The sequence below is a fragment of the Allobranchiibius sp. GilTou73 genome (assembly GCF_021391335.1).
GTDB classification, from domain to species: domain Bacteria; phylum Actinomycetota; class Actinomycetes; order Actinomycetales; family Dermatophilaceae; genus Allobranchiibius; species Allobranchiibius huperziae.
The window spans coordinates 2,987,173-3,011,104 of record NZ_CP090051.1 but is presented as its reverse complement, the minus strand read 5'-3'; the positions used below and the strand labels follow the sequence as shown (position 1 = coordinate 3,011,104).

General features: G+C 70.2%; 23 protein-coding genes and 1 pseudogene. 15 read left to right on the top strand and 9 right to left on the bottom strand.

Features of this window, described 5'->3' with window-relative positions:
* Nucleotides 1-360 precede the first annotated feature (360 nt).
* Complete coding sequence (locus LVQ62_RS14830) at nt 361-1,644, top strand: MFS transporter (protein WP_233762749.1); 1,284 nt, start codon at nt 361-363, stop codon at nt 1,642-1,644.
* A 4-nt stretch (nt 1,645-1,648) separates the two neighbouring features.
* Here the strand turns inward: LVQ62_RS14830 and LVQ62_RS14825 are convergent, their stop codons facing one another.
* Nucleotides 1,649-2,251, bottom strand: coding sequence for a hypothetical protein (locus tag LVQ62_RS14825; RefSeq protein WP_233762747.1), 603 nt, complete (start codon nt 2,249-2,251; stop codon nt 1,649-1,651).
* Between the two features lie 172 nt (nt 2,252-2,423).
* Here LVQ62_RS14825 and lepA point away from each other — a divergent pair, with 172 nt between their 5' ends.
* From lepA to hemW, 4 genes are all read left to right on the top strand, one after another.
* Nucleotides 2,424-4,271 (top strand): translation elongation factor 4, encoded by a 1,848-nt coding sequence (gene lepA / locus LVQ62_RS14820; RefSeq protein ID WP_208053718.1) that lies wholly within the window; start codon nt 2,424-2,426, stop codon nt 4,269-4,271.
* Nucleotides 4,272-5,021: a tRNA (guanosine(46)-N7)-methyltransferase TrmB gene (gene trmB / locus LVQ62_RS14815; protein WP_233762745.1), complete on the top strand. Its 750-nt coding sequence runs from the start codon at nt 4,272-4,274 to the stop codon at nt 5,019-5,021.
* Nucleotides 5,022-5,030: 9 nt separating this feature from the next.
* Nucleotides 5,031-5,510, top strand: a complete 480-nt coding sequence (locus tag LVQ62_RS14810) for a hotdog fold domain-containing protein (RefSeq protein WP_233762744.1) — start codon at nt 5,031-5,033, stop codon at nt 5,508-5,510.
* Between the two features lie 61 nt (nt 5,511-5,571).
* A complete protein-coding gene (hemW, locus tag LVQ62_RS14805; RefSeq protein ID WP_233762741.1) occupies nt 5,572-6,804 on the top strand; it encodes a radical SAM family heme chaperone HemW in 1,233 nt (410 codons plus the stop codon).
* Between the two features lie 66 nt (nt 6,805-6,870).
* On the opposite strand, the gene nadC is transcribed toward hemW, so the two are convergent.
* The 6 genes and pseudogenes from nadC to LVQ62_RS14775 form a co-directional block, all read right to left on the bottom strand.
* Nucleotides 6,871-7,755 (bottom strand): carboxylating nicotinate-nucleotide diphosphorylase, encoded by an 885-nt coding sequence (nadC, locus tag LVQ62_RS14800; protein ID WP_233762740.1) that lies wholly within the window; start codon nt 7,753-7,755, stop codon nt 6,871-6,873.
* Entirely contained in the window at nt 7,752-8,141 is a 390-nt protein-coding gene (locus tag LVQ62_RS14795) for a hypothetical protein (protein WP_233762737.1), read from the bottom strand. The genes nadC and LVQ62_RS14795 overlap by 4 nt, the downstream gene beginning before the upstream one ends.
* 9 nt (nt 8,142-8,150) lie before the next feature.
* Nucleotides 8,151-9,195: pseudogene (locus LVQ62_RS14790) on the bottom strand (FAD-binding protein); the annotation flags it as partial.
* Entirely contained in the window at nt 9,195-10,154 is a 960-nt protein-coding gene (nadA, locus tag LVQ62_RS14785; RefSeq protein WP_233762733.1) for a quinolinate synthase NadA, read from the bottom strand. The pseudogene LVQ62_RS14790 and the gene nadA, both read right to left, overlap by 1 nt.
* A gap of 102 nt (nt 10,155-10,256) precedes the next feature.
* Nucleotides 10,257-11,165 carry a hypothetical protein gene (locus LVQ62_RS14780; protein WP_233762731.1) on the bottom strand — a complete coding sequence of 303 codons (909 nt, stop codon included), beginning with the start codon at nt 11,163-11,165 and terminating at the stop codon, nt 10,257-10,259.
* Nucleotides 11,162-12,037 carry a DUF3097 domain-containing protein gene (locus LVQ62_RS14775; RefSeq protein ID WP_233762729.1) on the bottom strand — a complete coding sequence of 292 codons (876 nt, stop codon included), beginning with the start codon at nt 12,035-12,037 and terminating at the stop codon, nt 11,162-11,164. Before LVQ62_RS14775 ends, LVQ62_RS14780 begins: the two co-directional genes overlap by 4 nt.
* A 120-nt stretch (nt 12,038-12,157) precedes the next feature.
* Between LVQ62_RS14775 and hrcA the strand changes: the two genes are divergently transcribed.
* From hrcA to LVQ62_RS14735, 8 genes are read left to right on the top strand one after another with little or no spacing between them, the layout of a single operon-like run.
* Nucleotides 12,158-13,198, top strand: a complete 1,041-nt coding sequence (hrcA, locus tag LVQ62_RS14770; RefSeq protein WP_233762727.1) for a heat-inducible transcriptional repressor HrcA — start codon at nt 12,158-12,160, stop codon at nt 13,196-13,198.
* Between the two features lie 58 nt (nt 13,199-13,256).
* Nucleotides 13,257-14,381 (top strand): molecular chaperone DnaJ, encoded by a 1,125-nt coding sequence (gene dnaJ / locus LVQ62_RS14765; protein ID WP_304504467.1) that lies wholly within the window; start codon nt 13,257-13,259, stop codon nt 14,379-14,381.
* A 4-nt stretch (nt 14,382-14,385) separates the two neighbouring features.
* Complete coding sequence (locus tag LVQ62_RS14760) at nt 14,386-15,132, top strand: 16S rRNA (uracil(1498)-N(3))-methyltransferase (protein WP_233762725.1); 747 nt, start codon at nt 14,386-14,388, stop codon at nt 15,130-15,132.
* A 49-nt stretch (nt 15,133-15,181) separates the two neighbouring features.
* Entirely contained in the window at nt 15,182-16,225 is a 1,044-nt protein-coding gene (locus LVQ62_RS14755; protein ID WP_233762723.1) for a PhoH family protein, read from the top strand.
* Nucleotides 16,222-16,713, top strand: coding sequence for an rRNA maturation RNase YbeY (ybeY, locus tag LVQ62_RS14750; protein WP_233762721.1), 492 nt, complete (start codon nt 16,222-16,224; stop codon nt 16,711-16,713). Before LVQ62_RS14755 ends, ybeY begins: the two co-directional genes overlap by 4 nt.
* 7 nt (nt 16,714-16,720) lie before the next feature.
* Nucleotides 16,721-18,046, top strand: coding sequence for a hemolysin family protein (locus tag LVQ62_RS14745; protein WP_233762719.1), 1,326 nt, complete (start codon nt 16,721-16,723; stop codon nt 18,044-18,046).
* On the top strand, nt 18,043-18,954 hold the full coding sequence (gene era / locus LVQ62_RS14740; RefSeq protein WP_233762717.1) for a GTPase Era: 912 nt from the start codon (nt 18,043-18,045) through the stop codon (nt 18,952-18,954). Before LVQ62_RS14745 ends, era begins: the two co-directional genes overlap by 4 nt.
* Nucleotides 18,955-18,958: 4 nt before the next feature.
* A complete protein-coding gene (locus tag LVQ62_RS14735; RefSeq protein ID WP_233762715.1) occupies nt 18,959-19,711 on the top strand; it encodes a trans-aconitate 2-methyltransferase in 753 nt (250 codons plus the stop codon).
* On the opposite strand, the gene LVQ62_RS14730 is transcribed toward LVQ62_RS14735, so the two are convergent.
* Nucleotides 19,701-20,600, bottom strand: coding sequence for an SDR family oxidoreductase (locus tag LVQ62_RS14730; RefSeq protein WP_233762713.1), 900 nt, complete (start codon nt 20,598-20,600; stop codon nt 19,701-19,703). The genes LVQ62_RS14735 and LVQ62_RS14730 overlap by 11 nt on opposite strands.
* 110 nt (nt 20,601-20,710) lie before the next feature.
* Between LVQ62_RS14730 and LVQ62_RS14725 the strand changes: the two genes are divergently transcribed.
* Nucleotides 20,711-21,277 (top strand): TetR/AcrR family transcriptional regulator, encoded by a 567-nt coding sequence (locus tag LVQ62_RS14725; RefSeq protein WP_233762711.1) that lies wholly within the window; start codon nt 20,711-20,713, stop codon nt 21,275-21,277.
* An 89-nt stretch (nt 21,278-21,366) separates the two neighbouring features.
* Nucleotides 21,367-22,767: a PQQ-binding-like beta-propeller repeat protein gene (locus tag LVQ62_RS14720; protein WP_233762709.1), complete on the top strand. Its 1,401-nt coding sequence runs from the start codon at nt 21,367-21,369 to the stop codon at nt 22,765-22,767.
* A gap of 84 nt (nt 22,768-22,851) precedes the next feature.
* Here LVQ62_RS14720 and LVQ62_RS14715 read toward each other — a convergent pair whose 3' ends face one another.
* The gene (locus LVQ62_RS14715) at nt 22,852-23,757 is read right to left on the bottom strand and encodes an alpha/beta fold hydrolase (RefSeq protein WP_233762707.1); all 906 of its coding nucleotides are present in this window, start codon (nt 23,755-23,757) and stop codon (nt 22,852-22,854) included.
* Nucleotides 23,758-23,932: the final 175 nt, after the last annotated feature.

Genomic DNA, 23,932 nt, shown 5'->3' with positions numbered 1-23,932 from the left:
CAGGCGTGTCCATCGAGTGGGACCTCACCTGCAGCCCCACGATCCCAGGGGTGCGCAGCAGCCGGTCGAGGTGAGCCAGGTCCGGCTCGCGGGTCGATGCGACGGCCCAGCCGACGAACGGGCCGCCGAGACCAGCGACGCCGGTGTGCCAGGCGTCGACGTCGTACGGCGCCTCGTACGACGTGTGCAGCGTCCAGCCGCGCAGCATCGGGGGAGTGGCACGCCGGCGCAGCCGCTCGATGAAGTCCGGCGGCCACGGGTGCTGGTGGACGTCGATGCCCCCCAGTGGCCGCTGCGTCATGGAGTCCATCCTGCAGGTGCGGCCGCCGCAATTTCGGCTGCGCCTCGCGAGGTAGCACCATGGTGACAGTGACAGACACCGTCCCCGGCCCCGCCGCGCTCGACGCGACGCGCCCCTCCGAGCGCCCCGCGACCAAGCCGCCCACCGGGACGCTGCACGGGTTCGCGCTGCACGCGGCGCTGGCGTCGATGGCGCTCGGCGGCTTCGCGATCGGCACCACCGAGTTCGTCACGATGGGCCTGCTGCCGCAGATTGCGCACGGCGTGCACGTCGGCATCCCGCAGGCCGGCCACGTCGTCTCGGCGTACGCGCTCGGCGTCGTGGTCGGAGCACCGACCATCGCCACGTTGGCCGCGAAACTGCCGCGCAAGGGTCTGCTCATCGCGCTGATGATCGCGTTCGCCGTCTTCAACACGGCATCCGCGCTCGCACCGAATTTCGGCACGCTGCTCGTTGCGCGCTTCCTGTCCGGGCTCCCGCACGGAGCCTTCTTCGGCATCGCCTCCGTGCTCGCCGCCGGCCTGGTCGACAAGGAACGGCGCACCTGGGCCGTGGCCATGAGCCTGTCGGGGCTGACGGTCGCGAACATCGTCGGCGTCCCCGCGTCGACCCTCATCGGTCAGGATCTCGGCTGGCAGTGGCCCTACGCCGGCGTCGGCGTGATCGCCGCACTCACCGCGCTCGCCGTGTGGCGCTGGGTGCCGCATCAGCACACGGACACCGCAGCGAACGCCGGATCGGAGCTGGCGGCCCTGCGCCTGCCGCAGGTGTGGCTGGCGCTCGGGATCGGCACCGTCGGATTCGGTGGGATGTTCGCGACCTTCTCCTACATCGCGCCGACCCTGACCCATCTCACGGGCGTGCACGACGGCGTCGTCCCGTTGTTCCTGGTCTGTTACGGCGTGGGCATGACGACCGGCGCCTTCGCCAGCGGCCGGGTCGCCCGGATCGGGCTGCTGCGCGGGATCCTGCTCTCGCTCGTCCTCATCACCGGGCTCCTGTTCGCCTTCGGCCCGATGGTGCACACGGTGCCGGGCGCGGTGGCCGCGGTCTTCCTGCTGGGTTTCGTCGGCACCCTGCTAGTGCCGATGCTGCAGACCCGGCTGATGGACGTCGCGCACGACGGCCAGGCGCTCGCCGCCGCGCTCAACCACTCCACGCTCAACCTGGCCAACGCGCTCGGCGCCTGGGTCGGGGGACTGGTGCTCTCGCAGGGTCTGGGGTACGAGTGGCCGAGCCGGGTCGGGGCGTTCCTCGCGGTCGGCGGCATCGCCATCACCGCGGTCTCGGCGGTGGCCGGGCGGCGTACGGCGCGCAACGCCGTGGCCGCCCGACCCGCCTGAGTCCCTACTTGGGGACGACGTAGTCCACCTTCACGGTGTTGCCGTCGCCACTGGTCAGCGCGCTGACGGCCGGAGTCGCCAGCCCGCAGCCCGCGAACTTCGGGATGGAGAACGTGCCCGAGAGGCTGAACGGGTCGAACAGCCCGGTGACCTTGCCGGTGAGGTTGAGCGTCACCGGCGTCGAGGTCTTGCAGTCGTTGCCGACCAGGTTCACCGGCAGACCCAGCGGGTTGAGGCTGGTGATGTGCAGGTTGACCCGCTGGGTGACCGACACCTTGTTCTGGTAGTCGATCGTCCCCGTGGCCTTGCCGACGTTCTCGATCGCGATCGTCGCCTTGGCGAGCGGCAGACCGGCCAGCTTGATGTCCGTGCTCGTGGGGGCCAGGTTCAGTACGGCGGTGAGCTTGCGGTTGGTCAGGTCGAACTGCGCCGTCTGCGTGCCGGTGGTCGTGACCGACTTGTTCATCGCCTTGATGTACGTCGTCGCGGTGGCGTTGTGCCGCAGGGTCCACACGGTGTCGGCCGAGGCGCCCGGCGCGGAGGTGAGCAGCAGTCCCGCGCTGCTCGCGACCGCCGCGCAGCCCAACAGTGTCGTTCGCGTCCTCATGGATGATCCCTTCGCTACTGATCGGTAACTTGCGGCACCACCATAGGGATTCAATGTGACGCCGCCCACCCGGGGGCGGGTCGGGCGCGACCGGCGTGTCCGCGGACCGTGGGAGAATGGGCCCTTCGCCGCACTTCTCCGCTATCCCCTGAGGACCTCACACGTGTCACCCATGGCCCGCACCGCGCTGCAGCCTGCCGCGACGCCGCCGGACCTGATCCGCAACTTCTGCATCATCGCCCACATCGACCACGGCAAGTCGACCCTGGCCGACCGGATGCTGCAGATCACCGGCGTCGTCGACGACCGGGCGATGCGCGCGCAGTACCTGGACCGGATGGACATCGAGCGCGAGCGCGGCATCACGATCAAGAGCCAGGCCGTGCGGATGCCCTGGGAGGTCGACGGGACGACGTACTGCCTGAACATGATCGACACGCCGGGCCACGTCGACTTCACCTACGAGGTGTCCCGTTCGCTCGCAGCGTGCGAGGGTGCGGTGCTGCTGGTCGACGCGGCGCAGGGCATCGAGGCGCAGACCCTGGCCAACCTCTACCTAGCCATGGAGAACGACCTCACCATCATCCCGGTCCTCAACAAGATCGACCTGCCGGCCGCGCAGCCGGAGAAGTACGCGGAGGAGCTCGCCGGGCTCATCGGCTGTGAGCCCTCGGACTGCCTGCAGGTCTCGGGCAAGACCGGTGTCGGCGTCGAGCCGCTGCTGGATCAGATAGTGCACCAGCTGCCCGCGCCCACGGGCAACGCCGACGGCCCCGCCCGCGCGATGATCTTCGACTCGGTCTACGACACCTACCGCGGCGTCGTGACCTACGTGCGCGTCATCGACGGCAATCTCGCACCGCGCGAGCGCATCACGATGATGTCCACGAAGGCGACCCACGAACTGCTCGAGATCGGTGTCATCTCACCGGAGCCCAAGCCCGCCCAGGGCCTCGGCGTGGGCGAGGTGGGCTATCTCATCACCGGTGTGAAGGACGTGCGGCAGTCGCGCGTCGGCGACACGGTGACCAGCTCGCGCAACGGCTCGGTGCAGGCTCTCGGCGGGTACCGCGACCCCAAGCCGATGGTGTTCTCCGGGCTCTACCCGATCGACGGATCGGACTACCCGATCCTGCGCGACGCCCTGGACCGCCTGAAGCTGAACGACGCCGCGCTGGTCTACGAGCCGGAGACCTCGGTCGCGCTCGGTTTCGGCTTCCGGATCGGCTTCCTCGGCATGCTGCACCTGGAGATCGTCCGGGAGCGTCTGGAACGGGAGTTCGACCTCGACCTGATCTCGACGCTGCCCAGCGTGGTCTACGACGTCACCCTGGACGACGGGCGGGTCGAGGTGGTCACCAACCCGAGCGAGTTCCCCGAGGGCAAGGTCGCCTCGATCACCGAACCGATCGTTCGCGCGACGATCCTCGCGCCGAGCGAGTTCATCGGCGCGATCATGGAGCTGTGCCAGACCCGGCGCGGCACGTTGCGCGGGATGGACTACCTCTCACCCGAGCGGGTCGAGATGCGCTACACGCTTCCGCTCGCCGAGATCGTCTTCGACTTCTTCGACGCGCTGAAGTCAAAGACCCGTGGATACGCCTCTCTGGATTACGAACCCGACGGTGAGCAGGTCGCCGACCTGGTCAAGGTCGACGTGCTGCTGCAGGGCGACATGGTCGACGCGTTCAGCACGATCGTGCACCGGGACAAGGCCTACGCGTACGGCGTGATGATGGCCGGCAAGCTCAAGGACCTCATCCCGCGCCAGCAGTTCGAGGTGCCGATCCAGGCCGCGATCGGCGCGCGGGTCATCGCGCGCGAGACCATCCGCGCCATCCGCAAGGACGTGCTCGCCAAGTGCTACGGCGGCGACATCAGCCGCAAGCGCAAGCTGCTGGAGAAGCAGAAGGAGGGCAAGAAGCGGATGAAGATGGTGGGCTCCGTCGAGGTGCCGCAGGAGGCCTTCATCGCCGCGCTCTCCCAAGACTCATCCGCCGCGGAGAAAGCGAAGAAATAGGTGTCGCAGGGAGATTCGCCGCAGACCTACGTGGACGATGACCGCAGGGCGGCGGCGACCAACCGGTCGTTCACCCGTCGCGGCGGTCGGATGCCGCCTCGCCACCACCGCGCGCTGGAGGTGCACGGTCCGGCATACCTGTTGTCCCCGCCGATCGAGGGCACCAGCGTGGCCGCCGGCTTCGTGCTCGACCTGCCGGCGGCCTTCGGGCGTACAGCACCGCTGGTCGTCGAGATCGGCTCCGGCTCGGGTGACTGCGTGGTCGCGGCCGCGGCCGAGCACCCGGAGTGGGACTTCCTGGCGGTCGAGGTCTGGCGTCCGGGGATCGCGCAGACCCTCGCCAAGGCCGCCCAGGCGCAGGTGGGCAACCTGCGGGTGCTGCGCGCCGACGCCGCGGGCGTGGTCGCGACGGCGCTGCCGGCCGCGAGCGTGGACCAGCTGTGGACCTTCTTCCCCGACCCGTGGCCCAAGGCCAAGCACCACAAGCGCCGGCTGGTCGACCCGATGTTCGCCGTCGACGTCGTGCGGGTGCTGCGGCCCGGCGGGCTGTGGCGTCTCGCGACCGACTGGGAGGACTACGCCGAGCAGATGCGGGACGTGCTGCGCGAGGCTCCCGGCTTCGAGCCGGGTGCGGAGTACGGCGACCGTTTCGACGGGCGGGTGATGACCCGGTTCGAGCGCAAGGGCATCGAGGCGGCTCGCGCGGTGCGGGACATCGTCGTCCGACGTGCGGACGCTACCGAACAGTAACATCTGGTCATGGCCTCGACCTACCACCTCTACCAGCGGCTGACCGGTCGACCGTTCGGTCGGCGGGTCTTCTCAACCGCGTACGCGTTCAAGGCGCCCTACTTCGCCAGCGTGCGGCCGTTCGTGACGCAGATGGCGCCGAACCACGCCTCGGTGCGCATCCGCAAGCGTCGTGCCGGGCAGAACCACATCGGCACGGTGCACGCGATCGCGGTGGCGAACGGGCTCGAGGCGGCGCTCGGTCTGCTCTGCGAGGCGAGCGTGCCGCCGGGGATGCGCTGGATTCCCAAGGGCATCGAATTGGACTACCTGGCCAAGGTGCCCACCGACGTCCGCTGCGAGGCGCGGACCGAGCCGTCCGACTGGGCCGGCGAGCCGCCGTTCCAGGTGGACGTGCGCTGCAGTGCCTTCGTCGACGACGGCACCGAGGTCGTCCGCGGCGTCATCCCTGTCTGGGTCACTGCCAGACCCCACGAAGTTCTCCGCTGACGCTCCGATACTTCGCGGGGACCCCGGAAGCGCCACAGCTCGGCGCTGAGACAATTGTGGGGTGCCCAGTGCCCTGCCCGACGGCGAACCCGTCCCCACCGACGGATCCCTGCCCGGCTCGGCCCTTGCCGGCATCGGGAGCCGACAGTTCGGCGTCTACCTGCACGTGCCGTTCTGCAGGGTGCGTTGCGGCTACTGCGATTTCAACACGTACACGCTGACCGAGCTGGGTGTGCCCGGGGTGAGCTCGTACGCCGACGCGGCACTGTCCGAGCTCGACCTCGCCGACCGCGTCCTGCGCGCAGGCGACGAAACCGCGCCGGTGACAACGATTTTCGTCGGTGGTGGTACCCCCACGATGCTCGCTGCAGACGACCTCGTGCGGATGGTCGAGGGGGTGCGCGACCGCTTCGGGCTGGCGCCGGACGCCGAGGTGACGACCGAGGCCAACCCGGACACGGTCACGCCCGAGGTGGCCCGCACGCTGGCCGCGGGCGGATTCACCCGCATCAGCCTGGGGATGCAGTCCGCGGTGCCGCACGTGCTGGCGACCCTGGACCGCACCCACGATCCGGCCAACGTCGAGCGTGCTGTGGCCTACGCGAGGGATGCCGGGCTGCAGGTGAGCCTGGACCTGATCTACGGGACTCCGGGGGAGTCGCTGCAGGACTGGCGACGCAGCCTCGACACGGTGGTGGCCCTGGCGCCGGACCACGTGAGCGCGTACGCGCTCGTGGTGGAGCAGGGCACCAAACTCGCCGCGCAGGTGCGCCGCGGCGTCGTCCCCATGCCGGCCGACGACGATGCGGCGCTCAAGTACGAGCTGGCCGACGAGGTGCTCGGCGCAGCCGGCTACGGGTGGTACGAGATCAGCAACTGGGCGGCCCGCGCGGACGCACGCTGCCGACACAACGAGAGCTACTGGCGCGGTGACGACTGGTGGGGCATCGGACCCGGCGCGCACAGCCATGTCGGCGGAGTGCGCTGGTGGAACGTCAAGCACCCCACGGCGTACGCCGGTCGGCTCGCCGACGGCGTCTCACCGGGAGGGGGCCGCGAGGTGCTCACGCAGGAGCAGCGTTACGACGAGACCGTGCTGCTGGGCGTCAGGCTGGTCGACGGACTGCCGCTGGATTCGCTCGCCCCCCAGGGCCGTACGGCGATGGCGGGGTTGATCGCTGACGGGCTGGCCGAGCCGGCGGCGGCTGTGCGACCGATCGACCGGCGCGTGGTGCTCACGCTGCGGGGTCGGCTGCTCGCCGACACCGTCGTACGCCGGCTGCTCGGCTTCTGAGGGCTCGTCCCGTCCGATTGTCAGCGTCTTCGTGGCTGCCTCGCCCCGAAAGTGCTGACAACCGATCTATGACTCGTGCAGGTCGAGCCCGAAGTCCAGCTCCGTGACGCTGTGCGTCAGTGCCCCGACGGAGATGACGTCGGCACCCGCCTGCGCGAGCGCACGCACCGACTCCTCGGTCACGCCGCCAGAGACCTCGACCGTCACGGGCGCGGGGTGGTCCCGGATCAGGGCGGCCCCCTCGGCGATCAGGTCCGGGCCCATGTTGTCCAGCAGCACGGCGTGCACCACGGGTGCGTGACCGGATCGCAGCCGGGCCGCGTCGAAGGCCAGTACCTGGCGCAACTGGTCGAGGTCGTCGACCTCGATCTCCACGCGGGTGAGGTGACCGGCGTGCTCGGCCAGCCGCCGCAGCACCTGTGTCAGACCACCGCCGAGTCCGATGTGGTTGTCCTTGACCAGGATCGCGTCAAAGAGCCCGAACCGGTGGTTGATGCCGCCGCCGTTGCGCACCGCCTGCTTCTGCAGTGCCCGCAGGCCGGGCGTCGTCTTGCGGGTGTCGGCGATCCGCGCCCCGGTGCCGTCGAGCAGGCGCACCAGGCCGGCCGTGCGGGTGGCGATGCCGCTCAGATGGGACAGCAGATTGAGTCCGACGCGCTCGCCGGTCAGGATCGAGCAGGCGCTGCCGCGCACCGTGGCGACGACCTGTCCTGGTGCGACCTCCGCGCCGTCCTTCGCGCTCCACTCGACCTGCAGCTGGGGATCGACGAGATCGAATGCCGTGTCGACGCACCGTGATCCGGACAGCACGCCCTGTTGGCGCGCGACGACGTACGCCGTGCCGACGGCGTCCACCGGCACCGTTGCCTGCGTGGTGATGTCGCCGACCCCACCGAGGTCCTCCTGGAGCGCGCGCCGGATCAGCTCGACGAGGGCGAGGTCGGTGCTCACGCTGCGCTCCCTGCGGCGGTGGTGTCGACCCGTCGGTGGGCGCCGACGCTGCGCGGGTCGGCCAGCGCGGAGCGGGCGATGAGCCACCCGACGTACGCCGCGTCGTCCTGGGTCCACGCGTCGAGCCGGTCGACGGCCGCGCGGAGGTCGTGCGCGGTGCGCAGCACCCCGCAGCTGCTCTCCAGCACCTGCCGCACCTCGTCCAGCGCGGGGCCGGGAGCCTCGCCTGCGGCGCGCAGGCTCTCCTGATCGGCGGCGGCCACGTCGCCACCTGCGCGCCAGGTGTCACCGATCAGGTCGGCGGCAGCGGCTTCACCGCTCACGACCGCTTCGAGCAGCGAGTTGGATGCCAGCCGGTTGCCGCCGTGCAGGCCGGTGCGCGCCACTTCACCGACCGCCCAGAGGCCGGGGACGCTGGTGCGCGACCGTGCGTCGACGGTGACACCGCCCATCGCGTAGTGCACGGCGGGTGCGACGGGCAGGAGGTCGGAGGCAAGATCCAGGCCCGCTGCGGACACCAGGTCGGCCACCGCCGGGAAGCGGGTCAGGACGTCGGGCACGTCGCGCGCGTCCAGCACCACACGCCGACCGGACTGGGCCTGCGCCCAGACCGCGGCCGCGACCACGTCGCGCGGCTGCAGCTCGTCGACGAAGCGCGCACCGTCGGCGAGCAGCACGGCGGCTGCGCCCCCGCAGCGCCTCGGTCAGCAGCGGCATGGGGTCGAGTCCGACGTCGAGGGCTGTCGGGTGGAACTGCACGAAGTGCAGATCGTCGGTGCGGGCGCCGACCCGGGACGCCATCGCGATGCCCTGGCCGAGTGCCGTCCGCGGATTGGTCGTGTGCGCGAAGAGCCCACCGAGACCGCCGGTCGCGAGGACGATCCGGTCCGTGTCGATCGTCACCTCTGCGCCGGAGGCCGCCCTGAGCACGAGACCGGCGATCTTTCCGGCGCTGTCGGTCACCAGTCGGCGGGCGTGCAGTCCGGTGTGGATCTCGACGCTGTCGAGAGTGGCCACGTGGCCGGCCACCGTGCGGGTGATCGCGGCGCCGCTGCGGTCGCCGGCATGCGCGATGCGCCGCCGCGAGTGGCCACCCTCGAGCGCGAGGTCCAGTGCCTGGTCGGCGGCGAGGTCGAACGGCACTCCCAGCGCGTGCAGGCGGCGTACGACGTCCGGCGCGGCTGCCGTGATCCGGGCGATCGTGCCCGCGTCGCCGAGGTCGGCCCCGGCGCGCCGGGTGTCGACGGCGTGCAGCTCGGGAGAGTCGTCCTCGCCGATGGCGGCCGCGATCCCGCCTTGCGCCCACATGCTCGCCGCGCCGGCGGTGAGGTCGTCCGGCGTCACCAGGATGCAGCGCTCCGGTGCGAGCGCCCGGGCGACCGTGAGTCCGGCCAGCCCGGAACCGACGACGACCGGTGTGCTGTCCGTCGATGTGCCCATCACGACACCGCGAGCATGCGCTCGATCGAGAGCCGCGCGGCGTCCGCCAGCGACGGGTCGACGGTGATCTCGTGGCGCCCGTGCTCCAGGGACGCGCGGATGGCGCCCAGGGTGTTGCGCTTCATGTGGGGGCACAGGTTGCACGGACGCACGAAGTCGATGTCCGGGTGGCCAGCAGCGACGTTGTCCGACATCGAACACTCGGTGATGAGAGCGACTTTCGCCGGACGGTGCTGCTCGACGTACGCCTGCATGTCGGCGGTCGAGCCGGCGTAGTCCGCGGCCTGCACCACGTCGGGCGGGCATTCGGGGTGGGCGAGGACGACGACGCCCTCGTTGCCCTGTCGGATCTCGGCGATGTCCAGCGGCGTGAACCGCTCGTGCACCTCGCACGCTCCGGGGTGGGTGATGACCTCGACGCCGGTGCGCGCGGCGATGTTCCGCGCGAGGTACTGGTCCGGGATCATGATCACCTTGTCGACCCCGAGCGACTCGATGACCCGCACGGCGTTGCCGGAGGTGCAGCAGATATCGCTCTCGGCCTTGATCGCGGCCGAGGTGTTGACGTAGGTGACCACGGGGACGCCGGGGTGCTCCGCCCGCAGCGCGCGCACCTGCTCGGGCGTGATGCTCTCCGCCAGCGAGCACCCGGATCGCAGGTCCGGGAGCAGCACCCGCTTGGCCGGGTTCAGCAGCTTCGCGGTCTCGGCCATGAAGTGCACGCCCGCCAGCACGATGGTGCCCGCGCGTACGTGCTGTGCCTCGCGCGCCAGGGCCAGGGAGTCGCCGACGATGTCCGCGACACCGTGGTAGATCTCCGGCGTCATGTAGTTGTGCGCCAGGATCACCGCGTCGTGCTCGACCTTGAGCCGCTCGATCGCCTCGATGTCGGGCTCGAACGTCGCCCACTCGACCTCGGGGATGACGTGCCGCACCTTCTCGTACGTCGCTGTGGTCATCTCGGTGCCTTTCGCAATCACGATGCGGGAGTAATGCTCCCAGTGAGTAAATGCTGAGAGTGAGCATAACATCCGAGCTCGACAACCTCCGCTGAGCGCCTCTTACCGCCCGCGGGGGATCGGCAGCTTCGTCCCCACCTGCGCCCGCTCCGCGAACACCTCGCGCCGGAAGCGGTAGCGGCGCGCGGGCCGCCCGCCTGTCCCATGGCTGAGGTCGCCGGTGGGCTCGACCAGCTGGTGCTGCTGTTCGACCAGCCGGCGGAAGTTCTGCTTGTGCACGTCCTGCCCGGCGATGGCCTCCACGACGTCCTGCAGCTGCCCGAGGGTGAACGTCGGCGGCATCAGCTCGAAGACCACCGGCCGGTACTGCAGGGCCGATCGCAATCGGGACAGCCCCGTCGCGACGATGCGGCGGTGATCGTGCAGCATCGCGACACCGGATTCCGCCCGCACCTGCTTCGCGCGCGGCGACTCGGCCACGATGCCTGCCTCCCAGAGCAGTTCGTACCGCTGCAGCGCCAGCTCGGGACGCCACGGCATCGAGCCGGTCCCGAAGAGGTGCTCGCGGCGTTCCTCGCGCGCCTCCCGCGCGGCACCTCGCACACCGCGCACCCACCGCGCCAGGTCGTCGACGAGCGCCTGGTCGGTGCCGACCGAGCGACGGTCCTCCCAGGGCAGCAACGTGTAGGCGCCCGCCCACTCGGCGGCGGTGATGTCGGCGCGGGTGAGGCCGAGGTAGGAGATCGAGATGACCCGCCCGGTGCCGTCACCGCGTCCGAGGTCGGCGAACGTGTAGAGCTGCTCGACGTAGCCCAGCGTGTGCCCGGTCTGCTCGGCGGCGAAAACGCGCACGCCCTCCTGCAGGGAGTCGTGGTCGGCCCGCAGCTCCCCGGCGGGCAGTTGCAGCGGGTCGCCGGAGGCGAGCACCGCCGGCCCGTCCTCGCCCACGGAGGCCACGACGGCGACCAGCTCCGCGCGGAACCCCACGGCAGGGCGACCAGAGGAGCTCATGGCGACGGCACGGTGACGAAGTCGATGAGTTCCTCGACCCGGCCGAGCAGCTCCGGCTGGAGGTCGGCGTAGGTGCGCACGGTCGCGAGGATCTGCTTCCACCCGCGCGCGACGTCGGCCTGGGATTCGTGCGGCCAGCCGAGCTCGGCGAGGATGCCGTGCTTCCAGGACCGGCCGCGGGGGATCACCGGCCACTGCTGCCAGCCCAGCCGCTCGGGACGCACCGACTGCCACACGTCGATGTACGGGTGGCCGACGACGAGGACGTGCTCTCCCGCGTACGGCGACGCCATCGCCCCCGCGACGATCCGGGCCTCCTTGGTGCCGGGGACCAGATGATCGACGAGCACGCCCATCCGGCGCCGAGCGGTCGGCTTGAAGTCGCGGATCACCGACGTCAGGTCGTCGACGCCCTCGAGCAGCTCGACCACGACCCCTTCGATCCGCAGGTCGTCGCCCCAGACCTTCTCCACCAGCTCCGCGTCGTGGCGGCCCTCGACGAAGATGCGCGATCCGGCGGCGACGCGGGCCGTGACGCCGGCCACCGCACGGGAGCCGCTGGCGGTCCTGGTGGTGGCCTTGCGGGCGGCGTCGATCGCGGTGGTGTCCTTCACCGCCACCAGCTCCACGGGTCTGCCGTCCAGCAGGAACCCCGGACCGAGCGGGAACGCCTTGCTGCGTCCGCGCCGGTCCTCCAGGTGCACGACGTGCATCCCGCCGGCCTTCTCCACGCGGGTGATGGCCCCGCACCAGCCGGTCTCGACGTCCTCGACGACGACGCCGACCTCGGCCGGAAGGGGCACGGACCGACCGCGGCGGGGCGCGCGCCAGTCACCGGAGAGCACGTCGGCGCCGTAGCGGTCTGGGGTCACGGCACGAGGGTAGGGGCCCCCGGCCGAGGCCGGGAGGGAGGACACGCGCAGCGCCGCGGAGCACGTAGACTTGGCACTCGACGAAGTGGAGTGCCAGCCGACACCGTCTCGGGAGGTGACATGAGCGAAGAACGCCGCCAGCACGTGCTGCGCGCGATCGTGCAGGACTACGTCGCGACGTCCGAACCCGTGGGTTCCAAGGCCCTGCTCGACCGCCACCAGCTCGGGGTGAGCGCCGCCACCGTCCGCAACGACATGGCCGTCCTGGAGGAAGAGGGGCTGATCACCGCCCCGCACACCTCCGCCGGCCGCGTGCCCACCGACGCCGGCTACCGCGCGTTCGTCGACCGACTGAACGAGATCAAGCCGATGTCCCGGGCGGAGCGCGCCGCGGTGCAGACCTTCCTCGCACAGGCCGTCGATCTCGACGACGTGGTGGACCGCACGGTACGACTGATGTCGTCGTTGACCAACCAGGTCGCCGTGATGCAGTACCCCTCGCTCAACCCCGCGACGATCCGGCACACCGAGCTGGTCTCCCTCGACGGCGACCGCCTGATGGCCGTGGTGATCCTGTCCAACGGGCGGGTCGAGCAGCGCATCGTGCAGGTGGACGTCGACCTGGTCACCGAGGCCGGTCAGCAGTTGCTGCGGACCCTGCGCGACCGGGTCAACGAGGCCGTCGCCGGCGCGACCTGGTCCGAGGGCATCCGTCTGCTGCCGGCTGTCATCGACCGCATCGCCCCCGAGCACCGCGAGACCGCGGGCCTGGTGATCGCCGTTCTGGCCGACGCCCTGGCCCAGCAGCGGGAGGAACGGGTCGCGCTGGCGGGCACCGCTCACCTGGCCCGCTCCGTCAGCGACTTCCCGATGACGATCGGCCCCGTGCTCGAGGCGCTGGAAGAACATGTGGTCCTGCTGCGTTTACTCGGACAGATGAGTCAGACGAGCAGCGCGTCCGGCGATTCGGTGGCCGTGCGCATCGGCGCCGAGAACACCGTCGACGGACTGCGCGGCGCCTCGGTGGTCAGTTCCACGTACGGAGCGGATTCGACCGCCGGGCTCGGCGTCCTCGGTCCGACCCGAATGGACTACCCCAGCACGATGGCGGCCGTGCGAGCGGTCGCGCGCTACGTGTCCGAGATTCTCGACCAACGCTGACCGCCGGTTCGCCACCGGTCATGTACTGCTTGAAGACGACCAGCTGACAAGGATTTTCGTGAACGACTACTACTCCGTCCTCGGCGTCTCACGGGACGCCAGCCCGGAAGAGATCAAGCGCGCCTACCGCCGCCTCGCCCGCAAGCTGCACCCGGACGTCAACCCCGGTGACGAGGCGTCCGAGGAGTTCAAGGCCGTCTCCCAGGCGTACGACGTGCTGTCGGACCCCACGAAGAAGTCGTCGTACGACATGGGTCAGGACCCGTACGGCGGCCAGGGTGCCGCCGGCTTCGGCCAGGGATTCTCCTTCAGCGACATCATGGACGCGTTCTTCGGCGGTACGGCTGCGGGCGGTGGCGGCCCGCGCTCGCGCGCCCAACGCGGCCAGGACGCGCTCATCCCCGTCGACGTGGACCTGCGGACCGCGGTCTTCGGCAGCGAGGAGGACATCACCTTCGACACGGCGGCCGTCTGTCACACGTGTGAGGGAAGCGGCGCCCGCGCCGGCACCGGCAAGCGCACCTGCGACGTGTGCCACGGCGCCGGCCAGGTGCAGCAGGTGCAGCGCTCCTTCCTCGGTCAGGTCATGACGACCCGCCCCTGCGCCGCGTGCCGCGGTTTCGGTGAGGTCATCACCGACCCGTGCTTCGAGTGCTCCGGCGAGGGCCGGGTGCGCGACCGCCGCACCATCACGATCAAGGTGCCCGCGGGCGTCGACACCGGCACCCGCATCCAGCTGACCGGCGAGGGCGAGGTCGGCCCCGGCGGCGGCCCGGCCGGAGACCTCTACATCGAGGTCCGGGTGCGCAAGCACGCGACCTTCCAGCGACAGGGCGATGACCTGCACTGCTCGGTCGAGCTGCCGATGACCGCGGCGGCGCTGGGCACCGAGCTGCCCCTAGAGACCTTCGACGGAGTCCGCGAGGTGGGGATCCGCGTGGGCACCCAGCCCGGCGACGTCATCACGCTGAAGGGGCTGGGCGTCACCAGGTTGCGCTCAGGGGTGCGCGGTGACCTGCTCGTGCACGCCAACGTGCGGACGCCGACCCGCCTGGACACCCAGCAGGAGGAGTTGCTGCGGCTGCTGGCCAAGGAGCGCGGCGAGGAGTCGCCCGAGGCCAACTTCCAGCCGGTCGGCCAGGGTCTGCTGGGCAAACTGCGCGACGCGTTCAAGCAGAAGTGACGCCGTGACCGCGCCGATGTTCTACGCCGAGCCCGGGTCGCTGGCACAGGCGAGCGCGGGCGCGGTCATCACGCTCACGGGACCGGAGGGTCGCCACGCCGTGCGGGTTCGCCGGATGGTGCCGGGGGAGCCGGTGCAGCTGTCCGACGGGTCGGGAGTGGTCGCCGTAGGTCGGGTCGACGCGGCCGAGGACGACATGCTGGCGGTCCTCATCGACGCGCTGGAGCGGCCCGATTCGTGCGGACCCCGGTTCGTGCTGGTGCAGGCGCTGGCCAAGGGCGGCCGGGACGAGCTGGCGATCGAGGCGGCTACCGAGCTGGGAGTCGACGCGGTCGTGCCGTGGGCCGCCGAACGATGCGTCGTGCAGTGGCGGGGGGACCGCGCCGTCCGCTCGCACCGCAAGTGGGAGAGCGTGGTGTCGGCCGCCGCGAAACAGGCGCGTCGGGCCATGCTTCCGGTGGTTGAGCCGCTGGCCACCAGCGCTCAGCTGGCGGATCGCCTGGCGGGTGCGCGGGTGGTGTTGCTCCACGAGGAGGCGACGAGCGCCATCGGCGCGCTGGACCTCGACGGTCTGGGCGACGGCGACCGGGTCGCGCTGGTGGTGGGCCCGGAGGGCGGGGTGAGCGACCAGGAGCGCGCGAGCCTCGTCGCGGCCGGCGCCGACGTCGTACGCCTCGGTCCGTCCGTCCTGCGCAGCTCGACAGCGGGTCCTGCCGCGCTCGCGGTGCTGTCCGCGCGGTTGCGCTGGTGAGCAATTCGGGTCGATCCAGGCCGGATCACGCCCGTAGAATGGCCACACGATGACAGAACAGGACCGCCCCGCCGAGCAGATCGGTCAGCCCGTGACGGCCGGCCACACCGTGCAGATCCCGCCCGACGTGGCCATGGTCACCCTCCTCGGCCCGCGCGACGAGTTGCTGCGCACCATCGAACGCTCCTTCCCCAACCTGCTGATCCACGTCCGCGGCAACGAGTTCCACCTCGAGGGGTTGCCGGCCGACATGGCGCTGGTCGAGGAGCTGATCGACGAGCTGCTGGTGATCATCGACAACGGCCAGCCGCTCAACCGGGACGCCGTCGAGCGCTCGATCGGCATGCTGCGCTCCAACGCCAACGAGCGGCCTGCCGACGTGCTGACGATGAACATCGTGAGCAACCGCGGCCGCACCATCCGCCCGAAGACCCTCGGTCAGAAGCAGTACGTCGACGCCATCGACACCAACACCATCGTCTTCGGCATCGGACCGGCCGGCACCGGCAAGACCTACCTGGCGATGGCCAAGGCCGTCGCGGCGCTGCAGGCCAAGGAGGTCAACCGGATCATCCTGACCCGGCCCGCGGTCGAGGCCGGCGAGCGGCTCGGCTTCCTGCCCGGCACGCTCACCGACAAGATCGACCCCTACCTGCGCCCGCTCTACGACGCGCTGCACGACATGGTCGACCCCGACTCGATGGCCCGCCTGATGGCATCCGGCACCATCGAGGTGGCGCCGCTGGCCTACATGCGCGGACGCACCCTCAACGACGCGTTCATCATCCTGGACGAGGCGCAGAACACCTCTGCCGAGCAGATGAAGATGTTCCTCACCCGGCTCGGTTTCGGCTCCAAGATGGTCGTCACCGGCGACGTCACCCAGGTCGACCTGCCCGGCGGCACGAGCTCCGGTCTGCGGGTCGTGCAGGGCATCCTCGACGGGGTCGACGACGTGCACTTCTCCTACCTGAGCGCGCACGACGTCGTGCGCCACCGCCTGGTCAGCGCGATCGTGCAGGCCTACGACGAGCACGACGCCCATCCCGGCGGGATCCGACGATCGCCCGGTGGGTCCAAGGGCCGTCCGTGAGCATCGACCTGCTCAACGAGACCGAGAGCGACATCGACCTCGATGAGCTGCACGCCTGCGCGACGTACGTGATGGGGGAGCTCGGCGTGCATCCGCAGGCCGATCTGTGCGTGCGGGTCGTCGACGAGCAGGCCATGGAAGTGCTGCACGTGCAGTGGATGGACCTGCCGGGGCCGACCGACGTGATGAGCTTCCCAATGGATGAGTTGCGGCCGAATCGGGGTGGGGACGAACCGGTCGAGGGCGTGCTCGGCGATCTCGTGCTGTGCCCCACCGTCGCGGCGAAACAGGCGGCCGAGGCCGGACACACGACCGAGGAGGAGCTGCTGCTCCTCACGGTGCACGGGCTGCTGCACCTGCTCGGCTACGACCACGCGGAGCCGGACGAGCGACGCGAGATGTTCGAGCTGCAGCGCGTGCTGCTGCTGACGTTCCTCGCCTCGCGGGACCGCCCCGCGGCCAGCATCTCCCCGCCGTCCGGGGAGTGACAGCTCCGTGACCCTGCTGCTGGTCTGCGCGCTGCTCTCGGTGTCGGCGGGATTCGTGTTCGCCGCGACCGAGTCGGCCGTGAGCCGGATGGGGGTGCACCACGTCGAGACCCTCGTGGAGGAGCACCGCCGCGGGGCCCCGGCGCTGCTCGAGCTCGTCAAGGACAGCGGCGCCGTCGCGATGGTGCTCGCCCTGCTGCGTGTGCTCGCCGAGGCGACGGCCGCCGTGCTGGTGACGATCGCGGTCAGCGACATCGTGAGTTCCTTGTGGGCACGGCTGGTGGTCGCCATCGGCCTGATGGCCGTGATGTCATTCGTGCTCGTGGGCGTGTCACCGCGCACGCTGGGCCGTCAGCACGGTGAGGCGATCTCGCTGGCCGTCGCTCCGGTTGTGCTGTGGCTGCGCACCCTGATGGGTCCGGTGGCGCACCTGCTCGTGTCGCTCGGCAACGCCGTGACTCCCGGACGCGGGTTCCGCGACGGGCCCTTCGACTCCGAGGCCGAGCTGCGCGAATACGTCGACCTGGCAACGGATTCAGAACTCATCGAGGCCGACGAGCGCAAGATGATCCACTCGGTCTTCGAGCTGGGGGACACGCTGGCACGCGAGCTGATGGTGCCGCGTACGGACATGATCACCATCGACCGGGCCAAGACGATGCGTCAGGCGATGTCGCTCTTCCAGCGCTCCGGTTTCTCGCGCATCCCGGTGGTCGACGGGAGCCCGGACGAGATCGAGGGCGTCCTCTACTTCAAGGACGTCGCGGGACGCCTGATCGACGGGCGGGTCGACGCACAGGCGCCGTGCGCGTCGGTGATGCGCGAAGTCGCCTTCGTCCCCGACAGCAAACCGGTCGATGACCTGCTGCGCGAGATGCAGGTGGCCCGCCGGCACTTCGCCATCGTCATCGACGAGTACGGCGGCACGGCCGGGTTGGTCACCCTCGAGGACATCGTCGAAGAGGTCGTCGGCGAGATCGACGACGAATACGACCGTGCGACACCGGGACTGGAGAATCTGGACGACGGCCGGATTCGCGTGCCGGCCCGCATGTCGGTCGACGACTTCGCCGAGCACTTCGACATCACGATCGAGGAGGACGACGTCGACACGGTGGGCGGCCTGCTCACCAAACTGGTCGGCCGGGTGCCGATCCCCGGCGCGACCGCCGACCTGGGCGACGTGCGGATGACCGCCGAACGGATGGCCGGGCGACGTCATCAGCTGGCCACCCTGGTGGTGGAGCGGCTGGCCGCCTCCGATCGTGACGACGCCGGTGCGACACAATCAGCCGACGGCGGGGCGCACCGAGTGGAAGAGAGAGCATCGTGACGGCATACCGGGCGGGATTCGCCGCCCTGGTGGGGCGGCCGAACGCGGGCAAATCGACCCTCACCAATGCACTGGTCGGCAGCAAGGTGGCCATCACCTCGAGCAAGCCCCAGACGACGCGCCACCCGATCCGAGGGATATCGAACACCGAGTCGGCGCAGCTGATCCTGGTCGACACGCCGGGGCTGCACAAGCCCCGCACGCTGCTCGGCAAGCGGCTGAACGACGTGGTGCGCGAGACGTTGCTCGACGTCGACGTGATCGGCTTCTGCCTGCCCGCAGACGAGCTCATCGGACCGGGCGACCAGTTCATCGCCCGTGAGCTCGCCGAGATCCGACGCGGTCGGCGCCGGCCGATCGTGGCCATCGCGACCAAGATCGACACCGTCAATCGGGACCGGGTGGCGCAGCACCTGATGGCGATCGATGCGCTGGGGGAGTGGGACGACATCGTGCCGTGCTCGGCGACCAAGGACGAGCAGGTCGACGTGGTGCGCGAGGTGCTGATGAAGCACCTGCCGGAGTCCCCGCAGCTCTACCCCGACGACGTCATCACCGACGAGCCGCAGCTGGTCATGATCGCCGAGCTGGTGCGCGAGGCCGCCCTGGAGGGTGTGCGCGACGAGATGCCGCACAGCCTCGCCGTCGTGGTCGAGGAGATGGTGCCCCGCGAGGGGCGCGCTCCCGGCAAGGAGCTGCTCGACGTACGCGTCAACGTCTACGTCGAGCGGGACAGCCAGAAGGCGATCATCATCGGACGCGCCGGCGCGCGGTTGCGCGAGGTCGGCACGAACGCCCGCGTCGAGATCGAGCGGGTGCTCGGCCAACGGGTCTACCTCGACCTGCACGTGAAGATCGCCAAGGACTGGCAGCGCGACCCCAACCAGCTGTCGAAGCTGGGCTTCTGACGGGATGGCCGACGACGACAACGCCGCCTGGGCGGAGTTCGGCGACACCCTGCGGCTGCCCATCGACGAGGAGTCGGACTACCTCTTCGGGATCCCTTGGGAGCAGGCGGCGTTCATCGGCGACCGGCCGCTGATCGACATCGGTTGCGGCAGCGGACTCACGACCGTCGCGCTGGCCGATCGTTTCCCGAGCGCCGAGATCCTCGCCGTCGAACCCGATCCGCTGACCCGATCGCTGCTGATGCTGCGGGTGGCCGAGCGCGCCGAGATGCGTTCGCGCACCACGGTGCTCGCGGAGTCGATCCTCGACGTGTGGCTCCCTCCGAACTGCGGCGGGGCGCTGCTCTTCAACGTCATCTACTTCCTCGGTGGACGGGCGCGCGACGCGTTCTGGACCCGGATGGCCGACGTCCTGGCTCCCGGCGCGCCCATCCTGATGAGCCGCTCGTACGGCGGCGTGCCCAACGAGCCGGTCGAGCGGCATCTGGTGAAGTCGGCCACGATGGGCCACCACGAGTACCAGCGCTGGTTCGAGGCGCACCCCGCCGGCGACGGCCGAGTGGAGATCACCAACACGTACCTGGTGCTGCGGGACGGTGAGCAGGTGCGTTCGGTGCGCACGCGCGACACGGCGTTCGGGCTGGACGAGGAACTGATCCTGTCCGAGATCCCGATCGGGAAGTTCTCGATCGAGGAGATCGACGAGAAGTACATCGCGGTCCGCCGCCAGCAGGACCTGGGCCGCGTCAGGCGCTGAAGTAGTGACCCTCGTCCAGGTCGGCGATCAGACCCTGATGGGTGGGTGTCCACGCGAGCAGGTCGCGGGTGATGGCCGACGAGGCGGGTGAATCCATGCCGAACAGGGCGCCGATCCATCCGAAGTGGCGCTCGGCGTCGTCGGGGGCGATGGACCTGACCGGCAGTCCGAGGCCGCGGCTGATGGCCTCGGCGATCACCCGCGTGGTCACGCCCTCCTCGCTCACGCCGTGCAGCGCGGATCCGGCGGGGGCCTTCTCCAATGCGAGTCGGAACAGGTGCGCGGCATCGAGCCGATGCACGGCCGGCCAGCGGTTGGCACCATCGCCGAGGTAGGCCGAGAATCCCCGGTCTCGAGCGATCTGCACCAGGGTGGACATGAAGCCGTGGTCGCCGTCGCCGTGCACGGTCGGCGAGAGGCGCACGGCCGATGAGCGGACCCCCTGCGACGCCAGCGCCAGTGTCCGCTGCTCCGTGCCCATCCGGGGCGAGCTACTCGGGTCCGGCGAGAAGTCCTCTGTCGCAACGGCTCCCGGCCGCAGGCCGAGAAGTCCTGAGGCGATCACGAGGGGGCGGTCCGAACCCTTGAGCGCCTCGCCCATGGCCTCGATCGCACGCTGGTCGGCGTCGGCCGCGCCCTGGAAGTCGCCGGTGAAGGCTATGTCGTGCTTGAACGCCGTGTGGACCACTCCGTCGGACCCGGCAGCGGCCTGGTGCAGGGCGTCCAGGTCGTCGAGGCCGCCACGATGCACCTGTGCGCCCGCGGCGGTGACGGCGGCTGCCGACGTGTCCGACCGTGCCAACCCGACCACGTCGTGACCTGCGGCGAGCAGCTCGGCGACGAGGGCGGAGCCGATCCATCCGGATGCACCGGTGACGAATACGCGCATAGGGGAGAACCTCCGGTCGAACCCGCGGCGCACCGCGGAGAGTTGATGTCAGTTGCTGTCATCAACGGTAGCACTGCATGTCAGCAACTGTCATCACCTAGGATCCCGTCATGGGTCGATGGGAGCCGGGGGCGCGCGAGCGGCTCGAACAGGCCGCGATGGAGCTCTTCCTGGAGCGCGGATTCGAGCAGACCACCGTCGCCGAGATCGCGTCCCGGGCGGGGCTGACCGAGCGCACCTTCTTCCGGTACTTCGTCGACAAGCGGGAGGTGCTCTTCTCCGGCGCGGGTGAGCTGCAGGAGTTGTTCGTCAGCGCGGTGTCGGCCACCCCGGCCGCCACCGCACCGATGGATGCCGTGGCCGCCGCCCTGGCCGTGGTGGCGCCGTTCCTGCAGGAGCGTGGGGCCTTCGCGAGCCGCCGCCAGGACGTCATCACCGCGTACGACGACCTGCGCGAGCGTGAGCTGGTGAAACTGGCCTCGCTCGCGTCGGCCATCGCGGCGACGCTGCGCGAGAGGGGCGTGGCCGAGCCGGCAGCCAGCCTCGCGGCGGAGGCGGGGATCGCGGTCTTCAAGGTCGCCTTCGAACGCTGGCAGGAAGCCCCCACGGACCTGGACTTCGCTCGCGTGATCGAGGAGTGTCTGGGCGAGCTGAAGGTCGTGACCGCAACCTCCTGACGGGGCGGGCGACGCCGTGAGTGAATGAGTGCGTGAGGGGATCTTGTAGCACCGGTGCGAGGGCGAGATCCGTCGTCCTCGGTGCGGCGATGACCGCCGCCGCATTGGCAGCGTGCAGCACGCAGGGTCCGGGTGGTCACGAGACCACCTCGGGAGCGATCGCCCCGACGTCAGCGCCGACGTCGACGTCGACGACCGGCTCGTCCTCCGCTACGAGGAGCAGCACCTGGCTGAGCTATCACGCGAGTGGATCGCGGCAGGCAGCCGTGGCGTACGGCGTGCCGCGCCGATCGCCGCACAAGGCCTGGTCCGCCGACCTCGGCGGCGCCGTACGCGGTCAGGCGCTCGTCTTCGGCGGCCACGTGCTCGCTGCCACCGAGAAGAACAGGGTGGTCGCGCTGGATCCCTCGACCGGCCGTGTGGTGTGGTCGCGGACTCTCGGTCGACCACTCACCGACGTCGCCGGTCGTTCGGGGTGCGGCAACATCGACCCGCTCGGCATCACGAGCACGCCCGTGATCGATGCCGCGACCGGCACGATGTACGTCGTCGCCGAGATCGACGACGGCAACGGTTCGGTGCACCACCAGCTCTTCGGTCTCGACGCTGCGAGCGGCGCGGTGCGGGTCGACGTACGCGCCGATCCTCCACTCACCGGTGGCCAGCAGGCGATCCACCTCCTGCAGCGGGCCGGGCTGGCATTCAGCGGGGGCCGGGTGATCGTGTCCTACGGCGGCAACTCCGGCGACTGCGGGAACTATCACGGGTGGGTCGTGTCGATCGACGCGCAACACCCCGGTGACCTGACGTCGTTCGAGGTGGCTTCCGACGGGGAGGGCGGAGCGATCTGGCAGTCCGGAGGCGCCCCCGCCATCGATGCGGGCGGCAACATCTTCGTCACTTCCGGGAACGCCAATCCCGATCCGCCGCAAGGGGGTCCGGATCCGAAGAAGTACACCGAGAGCGTCATCAAGCTCGACGCCGCGTTGAAGCCCCTCGCGTCGTACAAGGACGTTGTGGCGGGTGGGGACGAGGACCTGTCCACAGCGAACCCGGTGCTGCTCCCGGGTGGCTTGGTGTTCGCGGTTGGCAAGACCGACATCGGCTTCCTGCTGCGCGCGAGTGACCTCACGCTGGTGGCGAAGGTCGCGCATATCTGCGGCAGCGATCCCGACGGTGGACCGGCATACGACGCGCGCACCCAGAAGCTCTTCGTGCCCTGTCGGGGTGGCGGCATCCAGGTCGTCGACATCGCGCAGCGGTCCCGAGGCCGGTTGCTCTCCGGCGCGGATAGTTCGCCGGTCGTGTTGGCCGGCACCGTCTGGGCGCTGAACTCCGACGAGGGCAAGGTGGTCGGTTATGACCCGTCCACGGGGGTGAGGGTGGGAATGGCCGACGTCGGCGCCGATCTCCCGGTCTTCGAGTCGCCGAGCGCGCTCCCGGGGATGATGCTGGTGCCGACGGCGACCGGCGTCACGGCGTTCGACTGAGCGCGTCACTCGTGGCGCTGCACCTGGGGTCTCCGCGGTCGCTGGGATCCGAACACCCCCTGACCGGGGCGTCCGTCCTCGCTCTCAGGTCGAGCCTGGCGCCGACTTCGAGGATCCGACACCCGCGATGAATGCCTCGAGCGCGCTGGCAAGTGCTTCGGGAGCTTCCAGCGCCGGGTGGTGACCGACTGATTCGAGGTGGACGACGGTGACGTCGGTCGACACGGCTCGCCGCATCGTCTCGGCGGTGGAGGGGTGGCTCATGGCGCCCACTGCCAGCACCGGGACCCGAAGAGAGTTGCTCTCGGCCAGAGCCTTGATGTCATCGCCCTCGGTGAGCGCGGAGGCGTAGAGCCCGTGGATGCCGCGCCAGCCATCGGGCCGCTCGTAGGTGCGGCTGAATTCGTCGAGGTCGGTGTCGGTGACGGCGTCGGGCACGAGCGTGAGGTGCGGATACCAGAGCCGGGCGGCGTACTCACGGAATCGATCGGTGAAGACGAATTCAGCGATGCCGGGGGTGGCCAGCGCGCCGACGTGCCAAGCGCCGCCGTGGGCGACGTCGGCGAAGCGTTCCCATCCGAAGCCGCTGAGACCCGTCTCGATGGCGGTGAGGCTGAGGACGTCGTCGGGGTAGGTGGCCGCGACACGGAAGACGGTGTTGCCGGCGATGTCCTGGCCGGTGAGATGGACCGGACCCCAGCCGAGTTGAGCGATCAGCTCGTGCAGCGCCCTGGCGGCGAGCGCGCTGCCGAAGTCGGAGTCGTCGGGGGCGGAGTCGCCGATGCCCGGCAGGTCGACAGCTATGACCCGGTGCTCGGTCGCCAGCAGGGGCAGCAGTTTGTGGAACGCCCACCAAGTCTCAGGGAAGCCGTGCACGAGCAGAATCGGCTCGCCGCTCGTGCCGGCCGTGACGTAGTGAATCTCGGTGCCGGCGACGGCAGCCGTGTGGTGTTCGGCCCCGGGCACGGCGGGGGACAGGCTCTGGGTCACGGCGAACCTTTCGTTGTGATGAGTGACCTCGTTCGTGTCGGCGCTTATCAGCGCCGAAGGTCCAGCCGGACCACGAGTCACCAGGATGCTCGTACACCACGGCCGCGTAGGCGTTTCCTTCAGAACCCGTCCGATGGCCCCGACAGCGAGTCCGAGGACGATCTCGCCAAAGAAG

What these genes read in the sequence shown, in the direction of transcription:
- LVQ62_RS14830 (WP_233762749.1), top strand. Translation starts at nt 361, where the DNA reads ATGGTGACAGTGACAGACACCGTCCCCGGCCCCGCCGCGCTCGACGCG.
- LVQ62_RS14825 (WP_233762747.1), bottom strand. Translation starts at nt 2,251, where the DNA reads ATGAGGACGCGAACGACACTGTTGGGCTGCGCGGCGGTCGCGAGCAGC.
- lepA (WP_208053718.1), top strand. Translation starts at nt 2,424, where the DNA reads ATGGCCCGCACCGCGCTGCAGCCTGCCGCGACGCCGCCGGACCTGATC.
- LVQ62_RS14810 (WP_233762744.1), top strand. Translation starts at nt 5,031, where the DNA reads ATGGCCTCGACCTACCACCTCTACCAGCGGCTGACCGGTCGACCGTTC.
- nadA (WP_233762733.1), bottom strand. Translation starts at nt 10,154, where the DNA reads ATGACCACAGCGACGTACGAGAAGGTGCGGCACGTCATCCCCGAGGTC.
- LVQ62_RS14780 (WP_233762731.1), bottom strand. Translation starts at nt 11,165, where the DNA reads ATGAGCTCCTCTGGTCGCCCTGCCGTGGGGTTCCGCGCGGAGCTGGTC.
- hrcA (WP_233762727.1), top strand. Translation starts at nt 12,158, where the DNA reads ATGAGCGAAGAACGCCGCCAGCACGTGCTGCGCGCGATCGTGCAGGAC.
- LVQ62_RS14755 (WP_233762723.1), top strand. Translation starts at nt 15,182, where the DNA reads ATGACAGAACAGGACCGCCCCGCCGAGCAGATCGGTCAGCCCGTGACG.
- LVQ62_RS14735 (WP_233762715.1), top strand. Translation starts at nt 18,959, where the DNA reads ATGGCCGACGACGACAACGCCGCCTGGGCGGAGTTCGGCGACACCCTG.
- LVQ62_RS14730 (WP_233762713.1), bottom strand. Translation starts at nt 20,600, where the DNA reads ATGCGCGTATTCGTCACCGGTGCATCCGGATGGATCGGCTCCGCCCTC.
- LVQ62_RS14725 (WP_233762711.1), top strand. Translation starts at nt 20,711, where the DNA reads ATGGGTCGATGGGAGCCGGGGGCGCGCGAGCGGCTCGAACAGGCCGCG.
- LVQ62_RS14720 (WP_233762709.1), top strand. Translation starts at nt 21,367, where the DNA reads ATGACCGCCGCCGCATTGGCAGCGTGCAGCACGCAGGGTCCGGGTGGT.